At 63.5% G+C, this 18,920-nt stretch carries 12 protein-coding genes and 1 pseudogene; 5 read left to right on the forward strand and 8 right to left on the reverse strand.

The annotated features are described in order from the left end of the window. Nucleotides 1-21: 21 nt before the first annotated feature. The 4 genes from ligA to PMI38_RS05680 all read right to left on the reverse strand — a co-directional run bounded on the left by ligA (nt 22) and on the right by PMI38_RS05680 (nt 7,839). Nucleotides 22-2,352, reverse strand: coding sequence for an NAD-dependent DNA ligase LigA (gene ligA, locus PMI38_RS05665; protein WP_008091629.1), 2,331 nt, complete (start codon nt 2,350-2,352; stop codon nt 22-24). Between the two features lie 236 nt (nt 2,353-2,588). Next, on the reverse strand, nt 2,589-3,482 hold the full coding sequence (gene zipA, locus PMI38_RS05670) for a cell division protein ZipA (RefSeq protein ID WP_008091630.1): 894 nt from the start codon (nt 3,480-3,482) through the stop codon (nt 2,589-2,591). A 205-nt stretch (nt 3,483-3,687) separates the two neighbouring features. Continuing rightward, nucleotides 3,688-7,176 carry a chromosome segregation protein SMC gene (smc, locus tag PMI38_RS05675; protein WP_008091631.1) on the reverse strand — a complete coding sequence of 1,163 codons (3,489 nt, stop codon included), beginning with the start codon at nt 7,174-7,176 and terminating at the stop codon, nt 3,688-3,690. Nucleotides 7,177-7,179: 3 nt separating this feature from the next. After that, on the reverse strand, nt 7,180-7,839 hold the full coding sequence (locus tag PMI38_RS05680; RefSeq protein ID WP_008091632.1) for a GntR family transcriptional regulator: 660 nt from the start codon (nt 7,837-7,839) through the stop codon (nt 7,180-7,182). Nucleotides 7,840-8,105: 266 nt separating this feature from the next. On the opposite strand from PMI38_RS05680, the gene xdhA reads away from it, so the two are divergent. From xdhA to guaD, 4 genes are all read left to right on the forward strand, one after another. Further along, complete coding sequence (gene xdhA / locus PMI38_RS05685; RefSeq protein WP_008091633.1) at nt 8,106-9,560, forward strand: xanthine dehydrogenase small subunit; 1,455 nt, start codon at nt 8,106-8,108, stop codon at nt 9,558-9,560. Then, nucleotides 9,553-11,952: a xanthine dehydrogenase molybdopterin binding subunit gene (gene xdhB, locus PMI38_RS05690; protein ID WP_008091634.1), complete on the forward strand. Its 2,400-nt coding sequence runs from the start codon at nt 9,553-9,555 to the stop codon at nt 11,950-11,952. Before xdhA ends, xdhB begins: the two co-directional genes overlap by 8 nt. Before the next feature lie 130 nt (nt 11,953-12,082). Next, nucleotides 12,083-12,928 carry a xanthine dehydrogenase accessory protein XdhC gene (xdhC, locus tag PMI38_RS05695; RefSeq protein ID WP_008091635.1) on the forward strand — a complete coding sequence of 282 codons (846 nt, stop codon included), beginning with the start codon at nt 12,083-12,085 and terminating at the stop codon, nt 12,926-12,928. 10 nt (nt 12,929-12,938) lie between these two features. Further along, nucleotides 12,939-14,243: a guanine deaminase gene (gene guaD, locus PMI38_RS05700; RefSeq protein ID WP_008091636.1), complete on the forward strand. Its 1,305-nt coding sequence runs from the start codon at nt 12,939-12,941 to the stop codon at nt 14,241-14,243. Here the strand turns inward: guaD and aqpZ are convergent. Beyond that, complete coding sequence (gene aqpZ / locus PMI38_RS05705; protein ID WP_008091637.1) at nt 14,240-14,938, reverse strand: aquaporin Z; 699 nt, start codon at nt 14,936-14,938, stop codon at nt 14,240-14,242. The genes guaD and aqpZ overlap by 4 nt on opposite strands. A 217-nt stretch (nt 14,939-15,155) precedes the next feature. Next, on the reverse strand, nt 15,156-15,911 hold the full coding sequence (locus tag PMI38_RS05710) for a GntR family transcriptional regulator (protein ID WP_008091638.1): 756 nt from the start codon (nt 15,909-15,911) through the stop codon (nt 15,156-15,158). A 284-nt stretch (nt 15,912-16,195) separates the two neighbouring features. Here PMI38_RS05710 and PMI38_RS05715 point away from each other — a divergent pair, with 284 nt between their 5' ends. Continuing rightward, nucleotides 16,196-17,545 carry an NCS2 family permease gene (locus PMI38_RS05715; protein WP_008091639.1) on the forward strand — a complete coding sequence of 450 codons (1,350 nt, stop codon included), beginning with the start codon at nt 16,196-16,198 and terminating at the stop codon, nt 17,543-17,545. Nucleotides 17,546-18,037: 492 nt separating this feature from the next. On the opposite strand, the pseudogene PMI38_RS27495 reads toward PMI38_RS05715, so the two are convergent. Both PMI38_RS27495 and uraH read right to left on the reverse strand, forming a co-directional pair. Further along, nucleotides 18,038-18,274 (reverse strand): annotated as a pseudogene (locus PMI38_RS27495) (RHS repeat-associated core domain-containing protein); the annotation flags it as partial. A 230-nt stretch (nt 18,275-18,504) separates the two neighbouring features. Next, the gene (gene uraH, locus PMI38_RS05730) at nt 18,505-18,858 is read right to left on the reverse strand and encodes a hydroxyisourate hydrolase (protein ID WP_008091641.1); all 354 of its coding nucleotides are present in this window, start codon (nt 18,856-18,858) and stop codon (nt 18,505-18,507) included. Nucleotides 18,859-18,920 lie beyond the last annotated feature (62 nt).

The following is an 18,920-nucleotide window of genomic DNA, read 5'->3' on the forward strand; positions in this document are numbered from 1 at the left end:
CCGGCGATGAGGCCAGCGCAGTCAGACGGCGATGCCCTGCTCACCCAGAAACACGACAAACGCATCCTCATCCAGCACCTTGACCCCCAGCTCACTGGCCTTGGCCAGCTTGGAACCCGCACCAGGGCCGGCCACCACGCAGTGGGTCTTGCCCGATACCGAACCGGCCACCTTGGCACCCAGGCTCTCCAGCTTCTCTTTGGCAAGGTCGCGACTCATGCGCTCCAGCGTGCCCGTCAGCACCCAGGTCTGCCCAGCCAGGGGCAAGCCTTCGGCAACTTTCTTCTCGCTGCTCCAGTGCATGCCGAACGCCTGCAACTGAGCCTCGATGTCGCGGGCCAGCTGCTGATTCGCCTCGTCCTTGAAGAATTCCCGCACCGCCTCGGCCTGCTTCGCCGCCAGCGCCTGGCGCAGATCGATACCGTCAGCCTCGATGATCTTCTCCAGGCTGCCCAGCTTGGCCACCAGCTTTTCCGCCCCGGTCGGTCCGACCGAAGCGATATCGAGCTTGGCGATCAGTCCGGCCAGGGTAGTGCTGGCAGCGAACTCGGCGGCCAGCTCGCCCTCGTCCTGCAACTGCATGCCACACGCCAGCAACTGCTCGATCACCTTGCGGTTGTGATCGTCTTCGAAGAAGTTGTGGATCTCATGGGCCACTTCCAGCCCGATGTCCGGCAGGTAGGTCAGTACCTGCGGCAGTGCCTGCTGCACGCGCGCCAGGCTGCCCAGCGAGCGGGCCAGCACCTTGGCGGTCTCCTCGCCCACATCCGGGATGCCCAGCGCGTAGATGAAGCGCGCCAAGGTCGGGCGCTTGCTGGCTTCGATGGCATCCAGCAGCTTCTTGCTGGAGACCTCGGCGAAGCCTTCCAGCCCGACGATCTGGTCGAATTCCAGCTTGTACAGGTCTGCCGGCGAGCCGATCAGGCCTTCGTCCACCAACTGTTCGACGCTCTTCTCGCCCAGGCCATCGATGTCCATGGCGCGGCGCGACACATAGTGAATGATCGCCTGCTTGAGCTGAGCACCACAGGCCAGGCGGCCTACGCAGCGGTACACCGCACCTTCGCTGGTGACTTCCTTGCCCTTGCTGCGCTTGATCAACTGGGTACGCTCGACCTGCGAGCCGCACACCGGACACTCGCTCGGCACCTCTACCGGACGGGCATCCTCGGGACGCCGCTCAAGCACCACCTGCATGACCTGCGGGATGACGTCGCCAGCACGGCGGATGATCACCGTGTCACCGATGCGCAGTCCCAGGCGGGCGATTTCGTCCATGTTGTGCAGGGTGGCGTTGGACACCGTCACACCGGCCACCTTGACCGGCTTGAGGCGCGCCACCGGCGTTACCGCGCCGGTACGGCCAACCTGGAATTCCACGTCCAGCACTTCGGTGAGCTCTTCCATGGCCGGGAACTTGTGGGCGATGGCCCAGCGCGGCTCACGCGCACGGAAACCCAGCTCGCGCTGGGCCGCCAGGCTGTTGACCTTGAACACCACGCCATCGATCTCGTAGGGCAGGCTGTTGCGACGCTCGCCGATGTCGCGGTAGTAGGCCAGGCACTCCTCGATCCCCGCGGCATGCTTGAGCTCGCGACTGATCGGCAGGCCCCATTGCTTGAGCTGTTCGAGAATGCCGATATGGCTCTCGCCGATGCTGGCCGATACCTGCCCGACGCCGTAGCAACAGAATTCCAGCGGTCGGCTGGCGGTGATCTTCGAGTCCAGCTGGCGCAGGCTGCCGGCAGCGGCGTTGCGCGGGTTGGCGAAGGTCTTGCCGCCGGCCTCGGCCTGGGCGGCGTTGAGGCGGTCGAAACCGGCCTTGCTCATGAACACCTCGCCGCGCACTTCGAGCACGGCAGGCCAACCCTCGCCTTGCAGCTTCAGTGGAATATTGCGCACGGTGCGCACGTTGGCGCTGATGTCTTCGCCGGTAGTGCCGTCGCCACGGGTGGCGCCTTGCACCAGTTGGCCATCGCGATACAGCAGGCTGACCGCCAAGCCGTCGAGCTTGGGCTCGCAGCTGAAGTCGACCGCCCCGGGCTGGTCGAGGCCATCCACCACACGACGCCCGAATTCACGCAGGTCAGCTTCTTCGAAGGCGTTGCCCAGGCTGAGCATGGGCACTTCGTGGCGCACCTGGCTGAACGCCGCCAGGGCTGCACCGCCGACGCGCTGGGTGGGCGAGTCAGGGGTCACCAGGTGCGGGTGCTCGGCCTCCAACGCCTTGAGCTCGTTGAACAGGCGGTCGTATTCGGCGTCGGGCACGCTTGGCTCGTCGAGCACGTAGTAGCGGTAGTTGTGCTGGTCGAGTTCGGCGCGCAGTGCGTGGATTCGGGATTCGGCGTTCATGGGTCAGGGTCTCTTGCAAAGCAAAAAGCAGCCTTGGGGCACCGTGCCAGAACAGGGTTTGAGGTTGTCAATGCCGACCCTTTCGCGGGTCAAGCCCGCTCCCGCAGGTACACCGTAAGCCTTGCAGGCCGTGGTGTACCTGTGGGAGCGGGCTTGACCCGCGAAAGGGTCGGTACAGGCACACTCAAAACCTGAACCGACCAGCGCGCCCACAGGCTGCTCTTTGTCTGGATCTATCAGCGTTTCTGGGTCAGCGCACGGCGCTCGAACTCGACGATGCGCTGGCGGTAATGCTCGATGGTCTGGGCGGTCAGCACGCTGCGCTGGTCATCCTTCAGCTCACCATTGAGCTCGTGTGCCAGCTTGCGCGCCGCGGCCACCATCACGTCGAAGGCCTGCTTCGGATGACGCGGGCCCGGCAGGCCAAGGAAGAAGCTCACCGCACGGGTGCTGAAGTGGTCGATGTCGTCCAGGTCGAAAATGCCGGGTTTGACCGCGTTGGCCATGGAGAACAGCACCTCGCCGTGGCCAGCCATGCTTTCGTGGCGGTGGAAGATGTCCATTTCACCGAAACGCAGACCGCTTTCGAGAATGTTCTGCAGCAGCGCCGGGCCCTTGAAGCCGCCTTCGTCACGGGAGATCACGCTGATCACCAGCACTTCTTCCACGGGCGGCAGGTCCTTGGCGGCAGCATTGCCGGTCGCCGTGAAACCGTTGCTACGGTTGTTGTCGGCGGCGAAATCGTCGTCGGCATCGGCGAACAGGTCCGACTCACGCGGCTCGGCGGCCAGGTTCAGGTCACCCTGTGCCTGCACGGGGGCTTCGGCGACACGCTTGCCGCGCTTGCTGGCCTTGGCCGGCTTCGGCTCACGCTCGCGCTCTCGCGCAGGGGCGCTCAGCGAAGGCAGGTCGCTTTCGTCCAGCTCTGGCTCTTTATGGGTATCCAGCACCCGCGGCGGGCCGAGCACTTCAGCGCCGCCCTCCTCGTCCGGGACGTTGGAGTAACTGCGATCCAGACGGAATTTCAACTTGCCTTTTCCGCCGCGCATGCGGCGCCAGCCGTCGAAAAGAATACCGGCAATGACAATGATGCCGATGAGGATCAGCCACTCGCGCAGACCGATTTCCATGTAATCCCGTGCCTCTATAAAAATATGCTTGAAAACAAAGGCTTCAAAGCCCTTTAACACGTGGCGCCAACTCTATGTTCTGACAGGCGTTTTACCCACGCAAAAAACGAGTGACATTAAGCTAGCACGACCAAAGACAACTTTACACCGTCTGTCGCACGTGGCGGGGGGCATTTACCTACAGAATGCGCCGCATCTTCGCTAATCAGGCATCAACCATGGCTAGCGCCTCCTCCACGTCGACTGCCACAAGACGTGAACAACCGGGCTCGTGCATGGTCACCCCCATCAATTGGTCCGCCATTTCCATGGCAATCTTGTTGTGGGTGATGTAGATGAACTGCACGCTTTCACTCATTTCCTTTACCAGCCGGGCGTATCGCCCGACGTTGGCGTCGTCCAGCGGCGCATCGACCTCGTCGAGCATGCAGAACGGTGCGGGGTTCAACTTGAAGATGGCAAATACCAGCGCCAGCGCGGTCAGTGCCTTCTCGCCACCGGACAGCAGATGGATGGTGCTGTTCTTCTTGCCCGGCGGGCGCGCCATGATCGTCACCCCTGTATCGAGTAGATCTTCGCCCGTCAGTTCCAGATAAGCGCTGCCGCCACCGAAAACTTTTGGGAAAAGTGCCTGTAATCCGGCATTTATCTGATCAAAGGTATCCTTGAAGCGGTTGCGGGTTTCCTTGTCGATCTTGCGGATGACGTTTTCCAGGGTCTCCAGCGCCTCGACCAGATCGGCATCCTGGGCGTCCAGGTAGCGCTTGCGCTCGGACTGCTGCTCGTACTCCTCGATGGCCGCCAGGTTGATCGCGCCAAGGCGCTGGATGCGGCCCTCGACCTGCTCCAGCTCCTGCTCGGTACCCTGCTCGCTGGCATCGGCCTCGACAGTGGCGAGCACGCCCTGCAGGTCGTAGCCATCGGCCAACAGCTGTTCCTGCAAGGTCTTACGACGCACATCCAGGCCCTGGCATTCCAGGCGCAGCTGCTCCAGCTGGCCGCGCAGCAGCTGTGCCTGCTGCTCGGCCTGGGTCCGGCGCTTCTCGGCATCACGCAAGGCACGGTCGGCTTCGTCCATGTGCAGGCGGGCCAGGCGCATTTCCTCGTCGACGCTCATGCGCCGCTCCAGCAGTTCTTCGAGCTTCAGGCGCAGCTCTTCCTGCGGCGCCTCGCCCTCTTCCAGGTTCAGGCTCAGTTGCTCCTGACGCTCGCTCAGGCGCGCGGCCTGCTGCTCCAGGCGCTCCAGGGCCTGGCGGGTGGAATCGTGCTGGGCCCGCAACGAGCCCAGGCGCACCGCCAACTGGTGGCCATGGTCCTTGTGCTGGCGGGCCTCCTGGCGGATGCGGTCGAGGCCTTCGCGCAAGGTATCGCGGCGGGCCATCAGCTGCTCGCGCTGCTCCGTGTCCTGGGCCATCAGCTCAAGGGCTTCCTGCAGCAACAGGCGCGCCTCGCCCAGTTGCTCATGCTCCAGGGCGCGCTGCTCCTGAAGTTCGCTCAATTCTTCCTGCAGCCGCCGGCGACGCAATTCGACCTGCTCGGCGCGGGCGCGTCCAGCGCTGAGGCTGGCGTTCAGCTCGCCATGCTGGCGGTTTTCTTCCTGGGTGCGGCGGCGTAGCTGTTCACGCTGCTCTTCCAGGCCCAACTGCTGTTCACGCAGTTCCAGCAGTTGCTGATCCAACTGTTCCAGTGCGGCGTCCTGCTGCAGCTGTTCCTCGCCTAGGCGCTCGATTTCCTGGCCTCGGGCCAGCACGCCGCCTTGGGCCTCGCCTCCCCGGCTGACACGCAGGAAATGCCGGCCGACCCAATAACCATCGCGGCTGACCAGGCTTTGCCCTTCGCCAAGCGAGGCACGCTGTGCCAAGGCCTGGGCGAGGTCTTCGACCGGCTTCACCTGGCCCAGCCAGGGCACCAGGTCGGTGCGCCCCTGGACCTTGTCGAGCAGGCTGCCGGGTTGGTGCGGTGCTTCGTCGGCCGCCAGCAGCAAGCGCAGTTCACCTTGCTCCAGGTCGCTGAAATCAAGGCTCGCGAACTCATCCACCAACACCGCCTGCAAGTCGGCGCCCAGCACGGTTTCCACCGCCAGCTCCCAACCCGAATCAACGCGCAGTCCTTCAGCGAGGCGTGGTCGCTGCTCAAGGCCCTGGCCACGCAGCCAGTCGGCAGTTCCGGCACCCGGTTCCAGCGCCGCCTGCTGCAGCGCTTCCAGGGAGGCCAGACGGCCGCCCAGGCGCTGCAGCTCGCCCTGTTGTTGCTGCTGCGCCTGGGTAGCCTGCTGCAGTTGCTCGCGGACGGCCTCCAACTGCTCGACCACCTGCCCTTCCGACAGCTGCAGCTCTTCCAGCAGCATTTCACTGCTGGCCAGTTGCTCTGCCAGCTCGATCATCGCGGCATCTTGCGGATCGGCACCGAGCTGGTCGCGCTCCTCCACCATTTTGCGCTGACGCTCGGCCTGACGCTCCAGGCTCGCCTCCAGTTGCTGCAGGCGCGCCTGCTGCACCTCGGCCTGGCGCCGTGGCTCGGCGGAGCGGGTGTTGAAGCTGTCCCATTGCTCCTGCCAGCCGTGCATGCCCAGCTCGGCTTCTTCGAGGGCCGCAGCGGCTTCCTCGGCAGCAGCCAGGGTCATTTCCTGTTCGGGCTCGAGCATGGCCAGCTCTTCGCCCAGGGTGGCCAGCAGGGTGCGATCGTGGCCCAGGTGCGACTCGGTTTCCTGGCGCGTGCGCTCGGCTTCCTTGAGGTCGTCCTGGAGCTGGCGCAAGCGCTGCTGGCCGTGCTGGATGCTCTGCTCGACCCGGGCGATATCGCCGGCCACCGAGTAAAAGCGGCCCTGTACCTGATTGAAGCGTTCGGACAGCTCATGGTGGCCATCGCGCAGGTGCTCGATGCTGGCATCGGCGTTGCGCTGCTCGGCGACCAGGGCCTCATGGGCCACGCCCTGGTCACCGATCACCGCCTCGCGCTGGCGTACCCGTTCATCCAGGTCGCGCCAGCGCAGGGCCGACAGGCGCGCCTTGAGCTGACGCTCCTGGGCCTTGTATTCGCGGTATTTCTCGGCAGCCTGGGCCTGGCGGTGCAGGCGTTCGAGCTGGCGCTCCAGCTCTTCGCGCAAGTCGGTCAGCCGCGCCAGGTTCTCCTGGGTACGGCGGATGCGGCTCTCGGTCTCGCGGCGGCGCTCCTTGTACTTGGAGATGCCTGCCGCTTCTTCGATGAAGTTGCGCAGTTCCTCGGGCTTGGCCTCGATCAGCTTGGAGATCATGCCCTGCTCGATGATCGAGTAACTGCGCGGGCCGAGCCCGGTGCCGAGGAAGATGTCGGTGATATCACGCCGCCGGCATTTGGTGCCGTTGAGGTAATAGGTGTTCTGCCCGTCGCGGGTGACCTTGCGGCGGATGGAAATCTCGGCGTAGGCGGCATACTCGCCCAGCAGCGTGGTCTCGCTGTTGTCGAAGATCAGCTCGATGCTGGCCTGGCTCACCGGCTTGCGGCTTGTGGAGCCGTTGAAGATGACGTCGGTCATCGACTCGCCGCGCAGGTTCTTCGCCGAGCTTTCGCCCATCACCCAGCGCACCGCATCGATGATGTTGGACTTGCCACAGCCATTGGGGCCGACCACGGCCGCCATGTTGCTGGGGAAGTTGACCGTGGTCGGGTCGACGAACGACTTGAACCCGGCCAGGCGAATGCACTTCAGGCGCATCGGTCAGCCTCGGGCCAGCGCCGCCAGCACCAGTTCGCAGCTGCGCTGGCAGTAGGCGGTGAGCACCTCGCGAATGCGCGGCAGGTCGCGAGCGACCACGGCGTCGAGCAGGCGGGCGAACAGGTCCAGGTAGTCGAGCATGTTGGCCTGGCGCTGGTCCAGGGCCAGGTAATAGGCACGGCTCATGGCCGGCTGCAGGTTTTCCACGGTTTCCTGCAGGTACGGGTTGTCGGCGAACGGATAGGCGGCGCGCATCACCGCGAAGCTTTCGGCCACGAAGGACTTGATGTCCTGCTGCTCGCGCGCCTGCTGCAAGCGCTGCTGGATATCCAGGAACGGGCGCAGGTCGGCGTCCGTGCGCCATTTTTGTGCAACGGCATTGCCCAGCAGGATGTAGAACTCACCCATCAAGGCGCACAGGCTGCGCACGCTGCGCTCGTCGAGCCGGGTCACATGGGCGCCGCGACGCGGCAGGATCGCCACCAGATGGCGACGTTCGAGGATCAGCAGCGCTTCGCGCACCGAACCACGGCTGACATTCAGTGCCTGGGTGACCTTCTGCTCCTGGATGCGCTCGCCGGGCGCGAGTTCGCCGCGAATGATGCGCTCGGCCAGGTAGTCGGCAATTTGCTCGGAGAGGCTGTCCGGCGCCTTGAACGTCATGGTTTTCCTTCAAAATCATTGAACTTGCACAAGTGGCGGATTGTAGCGCACTTGCCCAGCCCTCGCGCAGAGGGGCACGGCGCTTTATTTGGGCCGTCGGGCAGCCTGCCACGCGGCGCGATCTATGCTTGATATATCGGCAGTGTGTTCGGTCGGGCGTAGGCGCGCGCATTTTCCTGACCTCAGAGTCAGAAAAATATTGACCAGTTCGTCAGGTCTGCTTATTGTCCGCTCAACAACAATAAAACCATTGCGAGGCCTTCCCCGTGATCCAGTTTCTCGTCAACCAGGAGCTGCGTAGTGAGCACGCCCTGGACCCGAACATGACGGTGCTGCAATACCTGCGCGAGCACCTGGGCAAACCCGGCACCAAGGAGGGCTGCGCCAGTGGCGACTGCGGCGCCTGCACCGTGGTGGTCGGTGAGCTGACCCAGGATGAACAAGGCCAGGAGAGCCTGCGCTACCGCAGCCTCAACTCGTGCCTGACGTTCGTCTCGTCCCTGCACGGCAAGCAACTGATCAGCGTCGAAGGGCTCAAGCACCAAGGTGAGCTGCACAGCGTGCAACAGGCCATGGCCGACTGCCACGGCTCGCAATGCGGCTTCTGCACCCCTGGTTTCGTCATGTCGCTGTTCGCCCTGCAGAAGAACACCCAGGGCCATGACCTGCACAAGGCTCAGGAGGCCCTCGCCGGCAACCTGTGCCGCTGCACCGGCTACCGGCCGATCCTCGATGCCGCCGAACAGAGCTGCCGCCAACCCTGCCGCGACCAGTTCGATGCGCAGCAGGCGCAGACCATCAGCCGCCTCAAGGCCATCGCCCCGACCCAGACCGGTGAACTCAACAGCGGCGACAAGCGCTGCCTGGTACCACTGACCGTGGCCGACCTTGCCGATCTGTACAGCTCGCACCCCGAGGCACGCCTGCTGGCCGGCGGCACCGACCTGGCGCTGGAAGTCACCCAGTTCCACAAGACTCTGCCGGTGATGATCTACGTTGGCCACGTCGCCGAGCTCAAGCGTATCGAAAAGACCGCCAGCCACCTGGAAATCGGCGCGGCCACCCCGCTGACCGACTGCTACGGCGCGCTCAACGAGGAGTACCCCGACTTCGGCGAACTGCTGCACCGTTTCGCCTCGCTGCAGATCCGCAACCAGGGCACCCTCGGCGGCAACATCGGCAACGCCTCGCCGATCGGCGACTCGCCACCCCTGCTGATCGCCCTTGATGCGCAGATCGTCCTGCGCCAGGGCGAGCGCCAGCGCAGCATGGCGCTGGAAGACTACTTCATCGACTACCGCATCACGGCCCGCCAGGACAGTGAGTTCATCGAGAAGATCATCGTGCCACGTGCCAGCAGCGACTGGGCCTTCCGCGCCTATAAAGTGTCCAAGCGCCTGGACGACGACATCTCGGCGGTGTGCGGCGCCTTCAACCTGAGCATCGAAGACGGCGTGGTCAGCGGTGTACGGATTGCCTTCGGTGGCATGGCCGCGATTCCCAAGCGCGCCCGCGCCTGCGAGGCGGCCCTGCGCGGCAAGCCCTGGAACCAGGCCAGCATCGAACGCGCCTGCCAGGCCCTGGCCGAAGACTTCACCCCACTCAGCGACTTCCGCGCCAGCAAGGAATACCGCCTGCTGACCGCGCAGAACCTGCTGCGCAAGTACTTCATCGAACTGCAAACGCCGTACATCGAAACCCGGGTGACCGACTATGTCTAACCATCACGCCGTCAAGAGCCAGGCCGAGATGGCCGAACTGTTCAGCCAGGACCTGACCACCGGGGTTGGCCGCAGCGTCAAGCACGACAGCGCCGACAAGCACGTGGCCGGCGAAGCGGTGTACATCGACGACCGCCTGGAATTCCCCAATCAGCTGCACGTCTATGCGCGCACCGCCGACCGTGCCCATGCACGCATCCTGCGCATCGACACCACGCCGTGCTATGCCTTCGAAGGTGTGCGCATCGCCATCACCCACGAAGACATTCCTGGCCTCAAGGACATCGGCCCGGTGGTCGCCGGCGACCCGCTGCTGGCCATCGACAAGGTCGAATTCTTCGGCCAGCCGGTGCTCGCCGTCGCTGCCCGCGACCTCGACACTGCCCGCCGCGCGGCCATGGCCGCGATCGTCGAGTACGAGGACCTGGAGCCGGTGCTGGACGTGGTCGAGGCGTTTCGCAAGAAGCACTTCGTGCTCGACAGCCACACCCACCAGCGCGGCGATTCGGCCACGGCCCTGGCCGGCGCCCCGCACCGCCTGCAGGGCACGCTGCACATCGGCGGCCAGGAGCACTTCTACCTGGAAACGCAGATCTCGTCGGTGATGCCGACCGAAGACGGCGGCATGATTGTCTTCTGCTCCACGCAAAACCCCACCGAAGTGCAGAAGCTGGTCGCCGAAGTGCTCGACGTGCCGATGAACAAGGTGGTGCTCGACATGCGCCGCATGGGCGGCGGCTTCGGCGGCAAGGAAACCCAGGCCGCCAGCCCCGCCTGCCTGTGCGCGGTGATCGCGCGCCTGACCGGCCAGCCGACCAAGATGCGCCTGCCGCGCGTCGAAGACATGATGATGACCGGCAAGCGTCACCCGTTCTACGTCGAATACGACGTGGGCTTCGATGACAACGGCCGCCTGCACGGCATCAACTTCGACCTGGCCGGCAACTGCGGTTACTCGCCCGACCTGTCCGGCTCGATCGTCGACCGCGCCATGTTCCACTCCGACAACGCCTACTACCTGGGCGATGCCACCGTGCATGGCCACCGCTGCAAGACCAACACCGCCTCCAACACCGCGTATCGCGGCTTTGGCGGCCCGCAGGGCATGGTCGCCATCGAGCAGGTGATGGACCACATCGCCCGCCACCTGGGCCGCGACCCGCTGGCGGTGCGCAAGGCCAACTACTACGGCAAGACCGAGCGCAACGTCACCCACTACTACCAGACCGTCGAGCACAACATGCTCGAAGAGATGACCGCAGAGCTTGAGGCCAGCAGCGACTACGCCGAGCGCCGCGAGTCGATCCGCCGCTTCAATGCCAACAGCCCGATCCTCAAGAAAGGCCTGGCGCTGACCCCGGTGAAGTTCGGCATCTCGTTCACCGCCACCTTCCTCAACCAGGCCGGTGCGCTGATCCACATCTATACCGACGGCAGTATTCACCTGAACCACGGCGGCACCGAGATGGGCCAGGGCCTGAACACCAAGGTGGCGCAGGTGGTGGCGCAGATCTTCCAGGTCGACTTCAGCCGCATCCAGATCACCGCCACCAACACCGACAAGGTACCCAACACCTCGCCGACCGCGGCCTCCAGCGGCGCCGACCTGAACGGCAAGGCGGCGCAGAATGCCGCCGAGATCCTCAAGAAGCGCCTGACCGAGTTCGCCGCGCGGCACTACCAGGTGACCGAGGAAGACGTGGAGTTCCGCAACGGCCATGTGCGCGTGCGCGACCAGATCGTCAGCTTCGAACAGCTTGTGCAGCAGGCCTACTTCGCCCAGGTGTCGTTGTCCACTACGGGCTTCTATCGTACGCCGAAGATCTTCTACGACCGCAGCCAGGCGCGCGGCCGGCCGTTCTACTACTACGCCTTCGGCGCCGCCTGCGTCGAAGTGATCGTCGACACCCTGACCGGCGAATACAAGATGCTGCGCGCCGACATCCTGCACGACGTGGGCGACTCGCTGAACCCGGCCATCGACATCGGCCAGGTGGAAGGCGGCTTCATCCAGGGCATGGGCTGGCTGACCACCGAAGAACTGGTGTGGAACGCCAAGGGCAAGCTGATGACCAACGGCCCGGCCAGCTACAAGATCCCGGCGGTGGCCGACATGCCGCTGGATCTGCGGGTGAAGCTGGTGGAAAACCGCAAGAACCCGGAAGACACGGTGTTCCACTCCAAGGCCGTGGGCGAACCGCCGTTCATGCTCGGCATCGCCGCCTGGTGTGCGATCAAGGACGCCGTGGCCAGCATGGCCGACTACAAGGTGCAGCCGAACATCGATGCGCCGGCGACCCCGGAGCGGGTGCTGTGGGGCTGCGAGCAGATGCGCCAGACGGTGGCTCAACAGCACGCTGCCGGCCAGGAACTGGAAACCGTGACTCACTGAGGTTGGCTGGGCGCCTTTGAGGGCCCCATCGCCGGCAAGCCGGCGCCCACAATAGCTGCACTGACCCTGTGGGAGCCGGCTTGCCGGCGATGGGGCCCGAACAGGCCACCTGAACATGAGGATCTGCATCATGCACCAATGGATCAACGCCCTCGCCGACCACCAGTCCCGTGGCGAAGCCTGCGTACTGGTGACCATCATCGAGGAACGCGGCTCGACCCCGCGCAACGCTGGCTCGAAGATGGTCGTCAGCGCCACGAGCCTGTACGACACCATCGGCGGCGGCCACCTGGAATACAAGGCACTGCACATCGCCCGGCAGATGCTCGAAGAACACCGCGCCACCCCGCACCTGGAGCGCTTCAGCCTCGGCGCCAGCCTTGGCCAGTGCTGCGGCGGCGCCACCGTGCTGCTGTTCGAGCCGATGGCCGCCGTGCAAGCCGAGATCGCCGTATTCGGCGCGGGCCATGTCGGCCGTGCTCTGGTACCCTTGCTCGCCGCGCTGCCCTGTCGGGTGCGCTGGATCGATTCGCGTGAACAGGAATTCCCCGAACTCATCCCCAACGGGGTGACCAAGGTGGTCAGCGAGGAACCGGTCGACGAAGTGGCCGAGCTGCCCGCCGGGTGCTACTGCATCGTCATGACCCACAACCACCAGCTCGACCTGGAGCTGACCGCCGCCATCCTCAAGCGCAACGATTTCACCTGGTTCGGCCTGATCGGCTCGAAGACCAAACGGGTCAAGTTCGAGCACCGCCTGCGCGAGCGCGGCTTCGATGACGCCGTGATGGCGCGCATGCGCTGCCCGATGGGCCTTTCCGAGGTCAAGGGCAAGCTGCCGATCGAGATCGCCGTGTCCATCGCCGGCGAAATCATTGCCACCTACAACGCCTGCTTCGGCCAGCACGACGCTGCCGTCAACGCCGGCCCCATTGCCCAGTTGCTGCCGCCTTCCCGGCGCAGCCAAGCCCTTTGACGAGTGTGTTATGACCCTTACCCGCAAAGCCTACCGTGCCGCCATCCTGCACAGCATCGCCGACCCGGCCGAGGTGGGCCTGGACGCCTCCCATGAATACTTCGAGGACGGCCTGCTGGTGATCGACGATGGCCGCATCAGCGCCCTTGGCCATGCCAACGAGCTGCTGCCGACCCTGGATGCCGACATCGAAGTGGTGCATTACCAGGACGCGCTGATCACCCCTGGCTTCATCGACACCCACATCCACTTCCCGCAGACCGGCATGATCGGCTCCTACGGCGAACAGTTGCTGGACTGGCTCAACACCTACACCTTCCCGTGCGAAAAACAGTTCGCCGACAAGGCGCACGCCGACAAAGTGGCGAAGATCTTCCTCCAGGAGCTGCTGCGCAACGGCACCACCACCGCCCTGGTGTTCGGCAGCGTGCACCCCGAGTCGGTCAATGCCCTGTTCGAAGAAGCCGAACGCCTGGACCTGCGCCTGATCGCCGGCAAGGTGATGATGGACCGCAATGCCCCGGACTACCTGACCGACACTGCCGAAACCAGCTACACCCAGAGCAAGGCATTGATCGAGCGCTGGCATGGCAAGGGCCGCCTGCACTATGCGGTGACCCCACGCTTCGCGCCGACCAGTACCCCCGAACAGCTGTCGGTTGCCGGTCAGTTGCTGAAGGAACATCCGGGCGTGTACCTGCACACCCACCTGTCCGAGAACCTCAAGGAAATCGACTGGGTCAAGTCGCTGTTCCCGGAGCAGAAAGGCTACCTGGACGTCTACGACCACTTCGAGCTGCTCGGCGAGCGCTCGGTGTTCGCCCATGGCGTGCACCTGTGCGACGAAGAGTGTCAGCGCCTGTCGGAAACCGGTTCGGCCATCGCCTTCTGCCCGACCTCCAACCTGTTCCTGGGCAGCGGCCTGTTCAACCTGCCGCAAGCGGAGAAGTTCAAGGTCAACGTGGGCCTGGGCACCGATGTCGGCGCCGGCACCAGCTTCTCGCTGCTCAACACCCTGAACGAGGCGTACAAGGTGATGCAGCTGCAAGACGTGCGCCTGCACCCTTACAAGTCGCTGTACCTGGCCACCCTCGGCGGCGCCCGGGCACTGCGCCTGGACGACCGTATCGGCAGCCTGCGCCCCGGCAATGATGCCGACTTCGTGGTGCTCGACTACAAGGCCACGCCGCTGCTGGACTACCGTATCCAGCAGTCCGGCAGCATCGAAGAGACCCTGTTCGTGCTCACAACCCTGGGCGACGACCGCACCGTGCGCGAAACCTACGCCGCAGGGCGTTGCGTGCACCAGCGCTAAGGTGCTTTCGCCAGGCCCCGATAGAGTGCGCCGCCGATCGCAGCCCCGATCAGCGGCGCCAACCAGAACAGCCACAGCTGCTGCAGCGCCCAGCCACCGACGAACAGCGCCGGCCCCGTACTCCGTGCGGGGTTGACCGAAGTGTTGGTCACCGGGATCGAGATCAGGTGGATCAAGGTCAGGGCCAGGCCGATGGCGATGGGGGCGAAGCCTGCCGGTGCGCGCGAATCGGTGGCGCCCATGATGATCACCAGGAACATGGCGGTCATTACCACTTCACTGACGAACCCCGCCGCCAGCGAATAGCCACCCGGCGAATGCTCGGCATAGCCGTTGGAGGCCAGGCCCGACGACAGCTCGAAACCGGCCTTGCCACTGGCGATGAAGTAGATGACTGCTGCTGCCAGAATGGCCCCGATCACCTGGGCGATCACGTAGGGCAGCAACTCTTTGGCCGGAAAGCGCCCACCCACCACCAGGCCGAACGACACGGCAGGGTTGAGGTGGCAACCGGAAATGTGGCCGATGGCGAATGCCATCGTCAGGACTGTCAGGCCGAACGCGAAGGCGACCCCCAGCACGCCGATGCCGAGGGGGGTACTTGCAGCCAGTACCGCACTGCCACATCCGCCCAGGACCAACCAGAAGGTACCGACCAGCTCGGCACCCATACGCACACCCAAAGACGTCGTCATTGACCTTTCCTCAGTAGTTGAACGCAGTTAATGCGCAAGCCCAACTACTTTGAAAGGGGTTTGCAAGTAGCAAATTTATCAGGGATTTGGCGAAAGGCCAGTAAACGCAAGGGCCATGTGGGAGCGGGCTTGTCCCGCGAATGGGGCAACGCGGTGCATGGACCGGCTTGGCCGGTGTTCGCGGGACAAGCCCGCTCCCACAAGCCCAGGCAAACGATCAACCCTTGGCGGACGCCTTGGGCTTCTTCAGCAGGTGGGAAAACACCGCATGCAAGTCGTCCGAGGCGCTTTCCTCGTCCAGGTTCAACTTGCTGTCGATATGGTCCATGTGATGCATCATCAGGCTTACCGCCTGCTCGGCGTCACGCGCCTCGATGGCATCGATCAGTTGCATGTGCTCGTCGTAGGAGCAGTGCGAACGGTTGCCGCTTTCGTACTGGGCGATGATCAGCGACGTCTGCGACACCAGGCTGCGCTGGAAGCTGACCAGCGGGGCATTACCCGCCGCCTCGGCCAGCTTGAGGTGAAATTCACCGGAAAGACGGATGCCAGCGCCGCGATCGCCACGGGAGAAGCTGTCGCGCTCTTCGCGCACCATCTGCCGCAGCTCGTTGAGCTGCTCCAGGGTGGCATGCTGCACGGCCAGTTCGGTGATCGCACGCTCGACCATGCGCCGCGAGAAGAACACCTGGCGCGCCTCTTCCACCGTTGGGCTGGCCACCACCGCGCCGCGGTTGGGCCGCAGCAGCACCACGCTTTCATGGGCCAGGCGCGACAGTGCGCGGCGGATGATGGTGCGGCTTACGCCAAAGATCTCGCCCAGCGCTTCCTCGCTCAACTTGGTGCCCGGCGCCAGTCGCTGTTCGAGGATCGCCTCGAAGATATGCGCGTAGACGATGTCGTCCTGGGTACCACTGCGGCCAGCCTTGCCGGCACGTGCAGGTTTCTTCAGAGGTTGCAGCTGTTCGTTCATGAGCTCTCGAAGCACGAAGGAAAGTATGGCGCCATTGTACACAGGCTGAGCCGTTTCTGCAGGTAGGCTTTTACCTATATAGCCGTTGCACGGCGGATTGTGCGCACAAAATATAAAACATTATTTGCATTCTTTGTACACAAAAGCATAATCCATCGGGCGACATCTTGACCCGCGAGTCAACAAAACGGTCAGACGTCTGCCATCCCCTCGCGGAGCCACCAAGTGCATTGCGCAGGTCACTGGCTCCAAGAACAACAAGAAAGACTTGAGGAGTACTCGCTGTGGAAAGCCGCAAATCCGACGCACCTACGCTGGATCTCGCTCCACCGCTCGAAACGAGTTGGCTGGAACGGATTTTCAAACTCAAGCAACACGGCAGCACTGTCAGAACCGAAATGATCGCCGGGGTGACCACGTTCATCACCATGGCCTACATCATCTTCGTCAATCCCAACATCATGGCCGACGCCGGCATCGACCACGGTGCGGCGTTCGTCGCCACCTGCATCGCCGCCGCCCTCGGCTGCCTGTTGATGGGCCTGTACGCCAACTGGCCAGTGGGCCTGGCACCGGGCATGGGGCTTAACGCCTTCTTCACCTACACCGTGGTCGGCACCATGGGCTACAACTGGGAAACCGCGCTGGGGGCGGTGTTCGTCTCGGGCGTGCTGTTCATGTTCCTGACCTTGTCCAAGGTCCGCGAGTGGTTGCTCAACAGCATCCCGGTGAGCCTTCGGCACGCCATGGGCGCCGGCGTCGGATTGTTTCTCGGACTGATCGGCCTTAAAACCGCGGGCATCATCGTCGACAGCCCGGCCACCCTGATCAAGCTGGGCTCGCTGCATGAACCGGGCCCGCTGCTGGCGGCAATCTGCTTCCTGCTGATCGCCATCCTCAGCTACAAGCGCGTTTTCGGCGCGATCCTGATCAGCATCATCGGCGTGACCCTGGCGGGTTGGGGCCTGGGGCTGGTGAAGTTCGGCGGGGTGATGTCGATGCCGCCGAGCCTGGCACCGACCTGGATGGCCATGGATGTGGCCGGCGTGTTCAACGTCAGCATGATCAGCGTGGTGCTGGCGTTCCTCTTCGTGCACATGTTCGACACCGCCGGCACCCTGATGGGTGTTGCCCAGCGGGCAAACCTGGTGGCCCCGGACGGGCGTATCGAAAACCTGTCGAAGGCGCTGAAGGCTGACAGTGCTTCGAGTGTGTTCGGTGCCGTAGTCGGCGTGCCGCCGGTCACCAGCTATGTGGAAAGTGCTGCGGGTGTAGCGGCGGGCGGTCGTACTGGCCTGACTGCAGTGGTGGTCGGCCTGCTGTTCATCGCCGCGATGTTCTTCGCCCCGCTGGCAGGGATGATTCCGGCCTACGCGACAGCCGGTGCGCTGATCTACGTGGCGATGCTGATGATGGGCAGCATGGCGCACATCCATTGGGACGAAGCCACCGACAGCATTCCGGCGATCGTCACGGTGATCATGATGCCGCTGACTTTCTCGGTGGCGGACGGCATTGCCCTGGGCTTCATCAGCTATGTGGCACTGAAAGCAGGGACCGGCAAGTACAAAGAGATCTCGGCCAGCCTGTGGGTGCTGTGCGCGATCTTCATTGCCAAGTTCGTGTTCCTCTGAGCTGGCTTGCAACAAAAAGGGCGCTTCGGCGCCCTTCCTTTCTTATGCAGTCTGTACTGGTCTTTTCGCGAAGATGCCGGTGCGAGGGAGATGTGCTGGCGTCGCGCCTGGCGGAACGTGCTCCCGTACTCTCACAACTTCAAATGCCGGCTCTCTGACCACTACTACATCAAACACATCCTTTTTAAAGCCGATACCGGGAACCAAACCAACATCCTCCCGCGCGACTACCGCCAAGACGATACCGTCGTCGTGGACGTCAGCGTATTTTTTGGCGTGATCTGGGGTTGGCGCGACATAGAACCCGCTCCCTTGAGCTTGCCTATGAGCCTCTGAATGCCCTGACGATAAACCTTTGTACAGTGAGGGCAGCTCTTTACGACTCGTGCCATGCCACCCAACTATTTTTGTAAATACCCCCTCGCTGGTAACTGCAGCTGTAGCCTTAACTCGCTTAGGCGTCTTTACAGCCCTCGCCAGCATTTTCCAAAAGCTATGGCCGCTTGGATCCTGGTAATCCACTGGATTTCCCTGGCAATAGGCATAGGCGTTAAAGCCACCTTGAGCGAAGGGGCTGAAGCTGTCCGGACTATTGAACCGCATCAAGGAAGGATTGAATGCTCGATAACCATTACCCAACAGGTAATTTCCGGTGACCGAATCCAGTCGCTCGCCATTGAAACCGAGAACACGCTGATCGGGCGGACCGTAGCCATAAGGCGAATACACAAAGTTATCCTGCAACTGGTAATCGTCGCTTGGCGTTTTCGTATCCATGAGCGTGCACCCTCGATTGCAACCAGGCACGTGATTATCCCAGCCGAGCCCAACAGAGAGTACTGACAAAAATATCAGTCGAGCGATTGATCTGAACTCATCAATCCAAAAACAGCAGACGAAAAAAAGCCCGCCAGTGTGAGAGCGGGCCAAGGACCTACGAAGATTCTTCTAGCGACCAACTAGCTCCCGCGATAGGTCGAATAGCTGTACGGCGAGATCAGCAGCGGCACGTGGTAGTGCTCCTGCTGCTCGTCGATGCCAAAGCGCAGCACGACAACATCCAGAAACGCCGTGTCCGGCAGCTGTACGCCGCGAGCACGGTAATAAGCGCCAGCGCTGAACTGCAGCTGGTAGACGCCAGTACGGTAGTCGTCACCCTGCAGCAGCGGGGCGTCGACGCGGCCATCGCTGTTGGTCAGGGCGGTGTTCACCAGCTCCAGCTGCTGGCCTTCGACGCGATACAGCTCGACCTTGATCGAGCTGCCCGGGCAGCCGTGAGCGGCATCCAGTACGTGTGTGGTCAAACGTCCCATTGCTTGTCGCCTCTTGTTAAATCTGTGGGCAAAAAATACACAGCCATCACCACGGCAAAGGG

It is taken from the genome of Pseudomonas sp. GM84, assembly GCF_000282535.1.
Classification (GTDB): domain Bacteria; phylum Pseudomonadota; class Gammaproteobacteria; order Pseudomonadales; family Pseudomonadaceae; genus Aquipseudomonas.

Bases quoted from the DNA above. Each gene is read 5' to 3' on its own strand.
- ligA (WP_008091629.1), bottom strand. From the start codon at position 2,352: ATGAACGCCGAATCCCGAATCCACGCACTGCGCGCCGAACTCGACCAG.
- zipA (WP_008091630.1), bottom strand. From the start codon at position 3,482: ATGGAAATCGGTCTGCGCGAGTGGCTGATCCTCATCGGCATCATTGTC.
- smc (WP_008091631.1), bottom strand. From the start codon at position 7,176: ATGCGCCTGAAGTGCATTCGCCTGGCCGGGTTCAAGTCGTTCGTCGAC.
- PMI38_RS05680 (WP_008091632.1), bottom strand. From the start codon at position 7,839: ATGACGTTCAAGGCGCCGGACAGCCTCTCCGAGCAAATTGCCGACTAC.
- xdhB (WP_008091634.1), top strand. From the start codon at position 9,553: ATGTCTAACCATCACGCCGTCAAGAGCCAGGCCGAGATGGCCGAACTG.
- xdhC (WP_008091635.1), top strand. From the start codon at position 12,083: ATGCACCAATGGATCAACGCCCTCGCCGACCACCAGTCCCGTGGCGAA.
- guaD (WP_008091636.1), top strand. From the start codon at position 12,939: ATGACCCTTACCCGCAAAGCCTACCGTGCCGCCATCCTGCACAGCATC.
- aqpZ (WP_008091637.1), bottom strand. From the start codon at position 14,938: ATGACGACGTCTTTGGGTGTGCGTATGGGTGCCGAGCTGGTCGGTACC.
- PMI38_RS05710 (WP_008091638.1), bottom strand. From the start codon at position 15,911: ATGAACGAACAGCTGCAACCTCTGAAGAAACCTGCACGTGCCGGCAAG.
- uraH (WP_008091641.1), bottom strand. From the start codon at position 18,858: ATGGGACGTTTGACCACACACGTACTGGATGCCGCTCACGGCTGCCCG.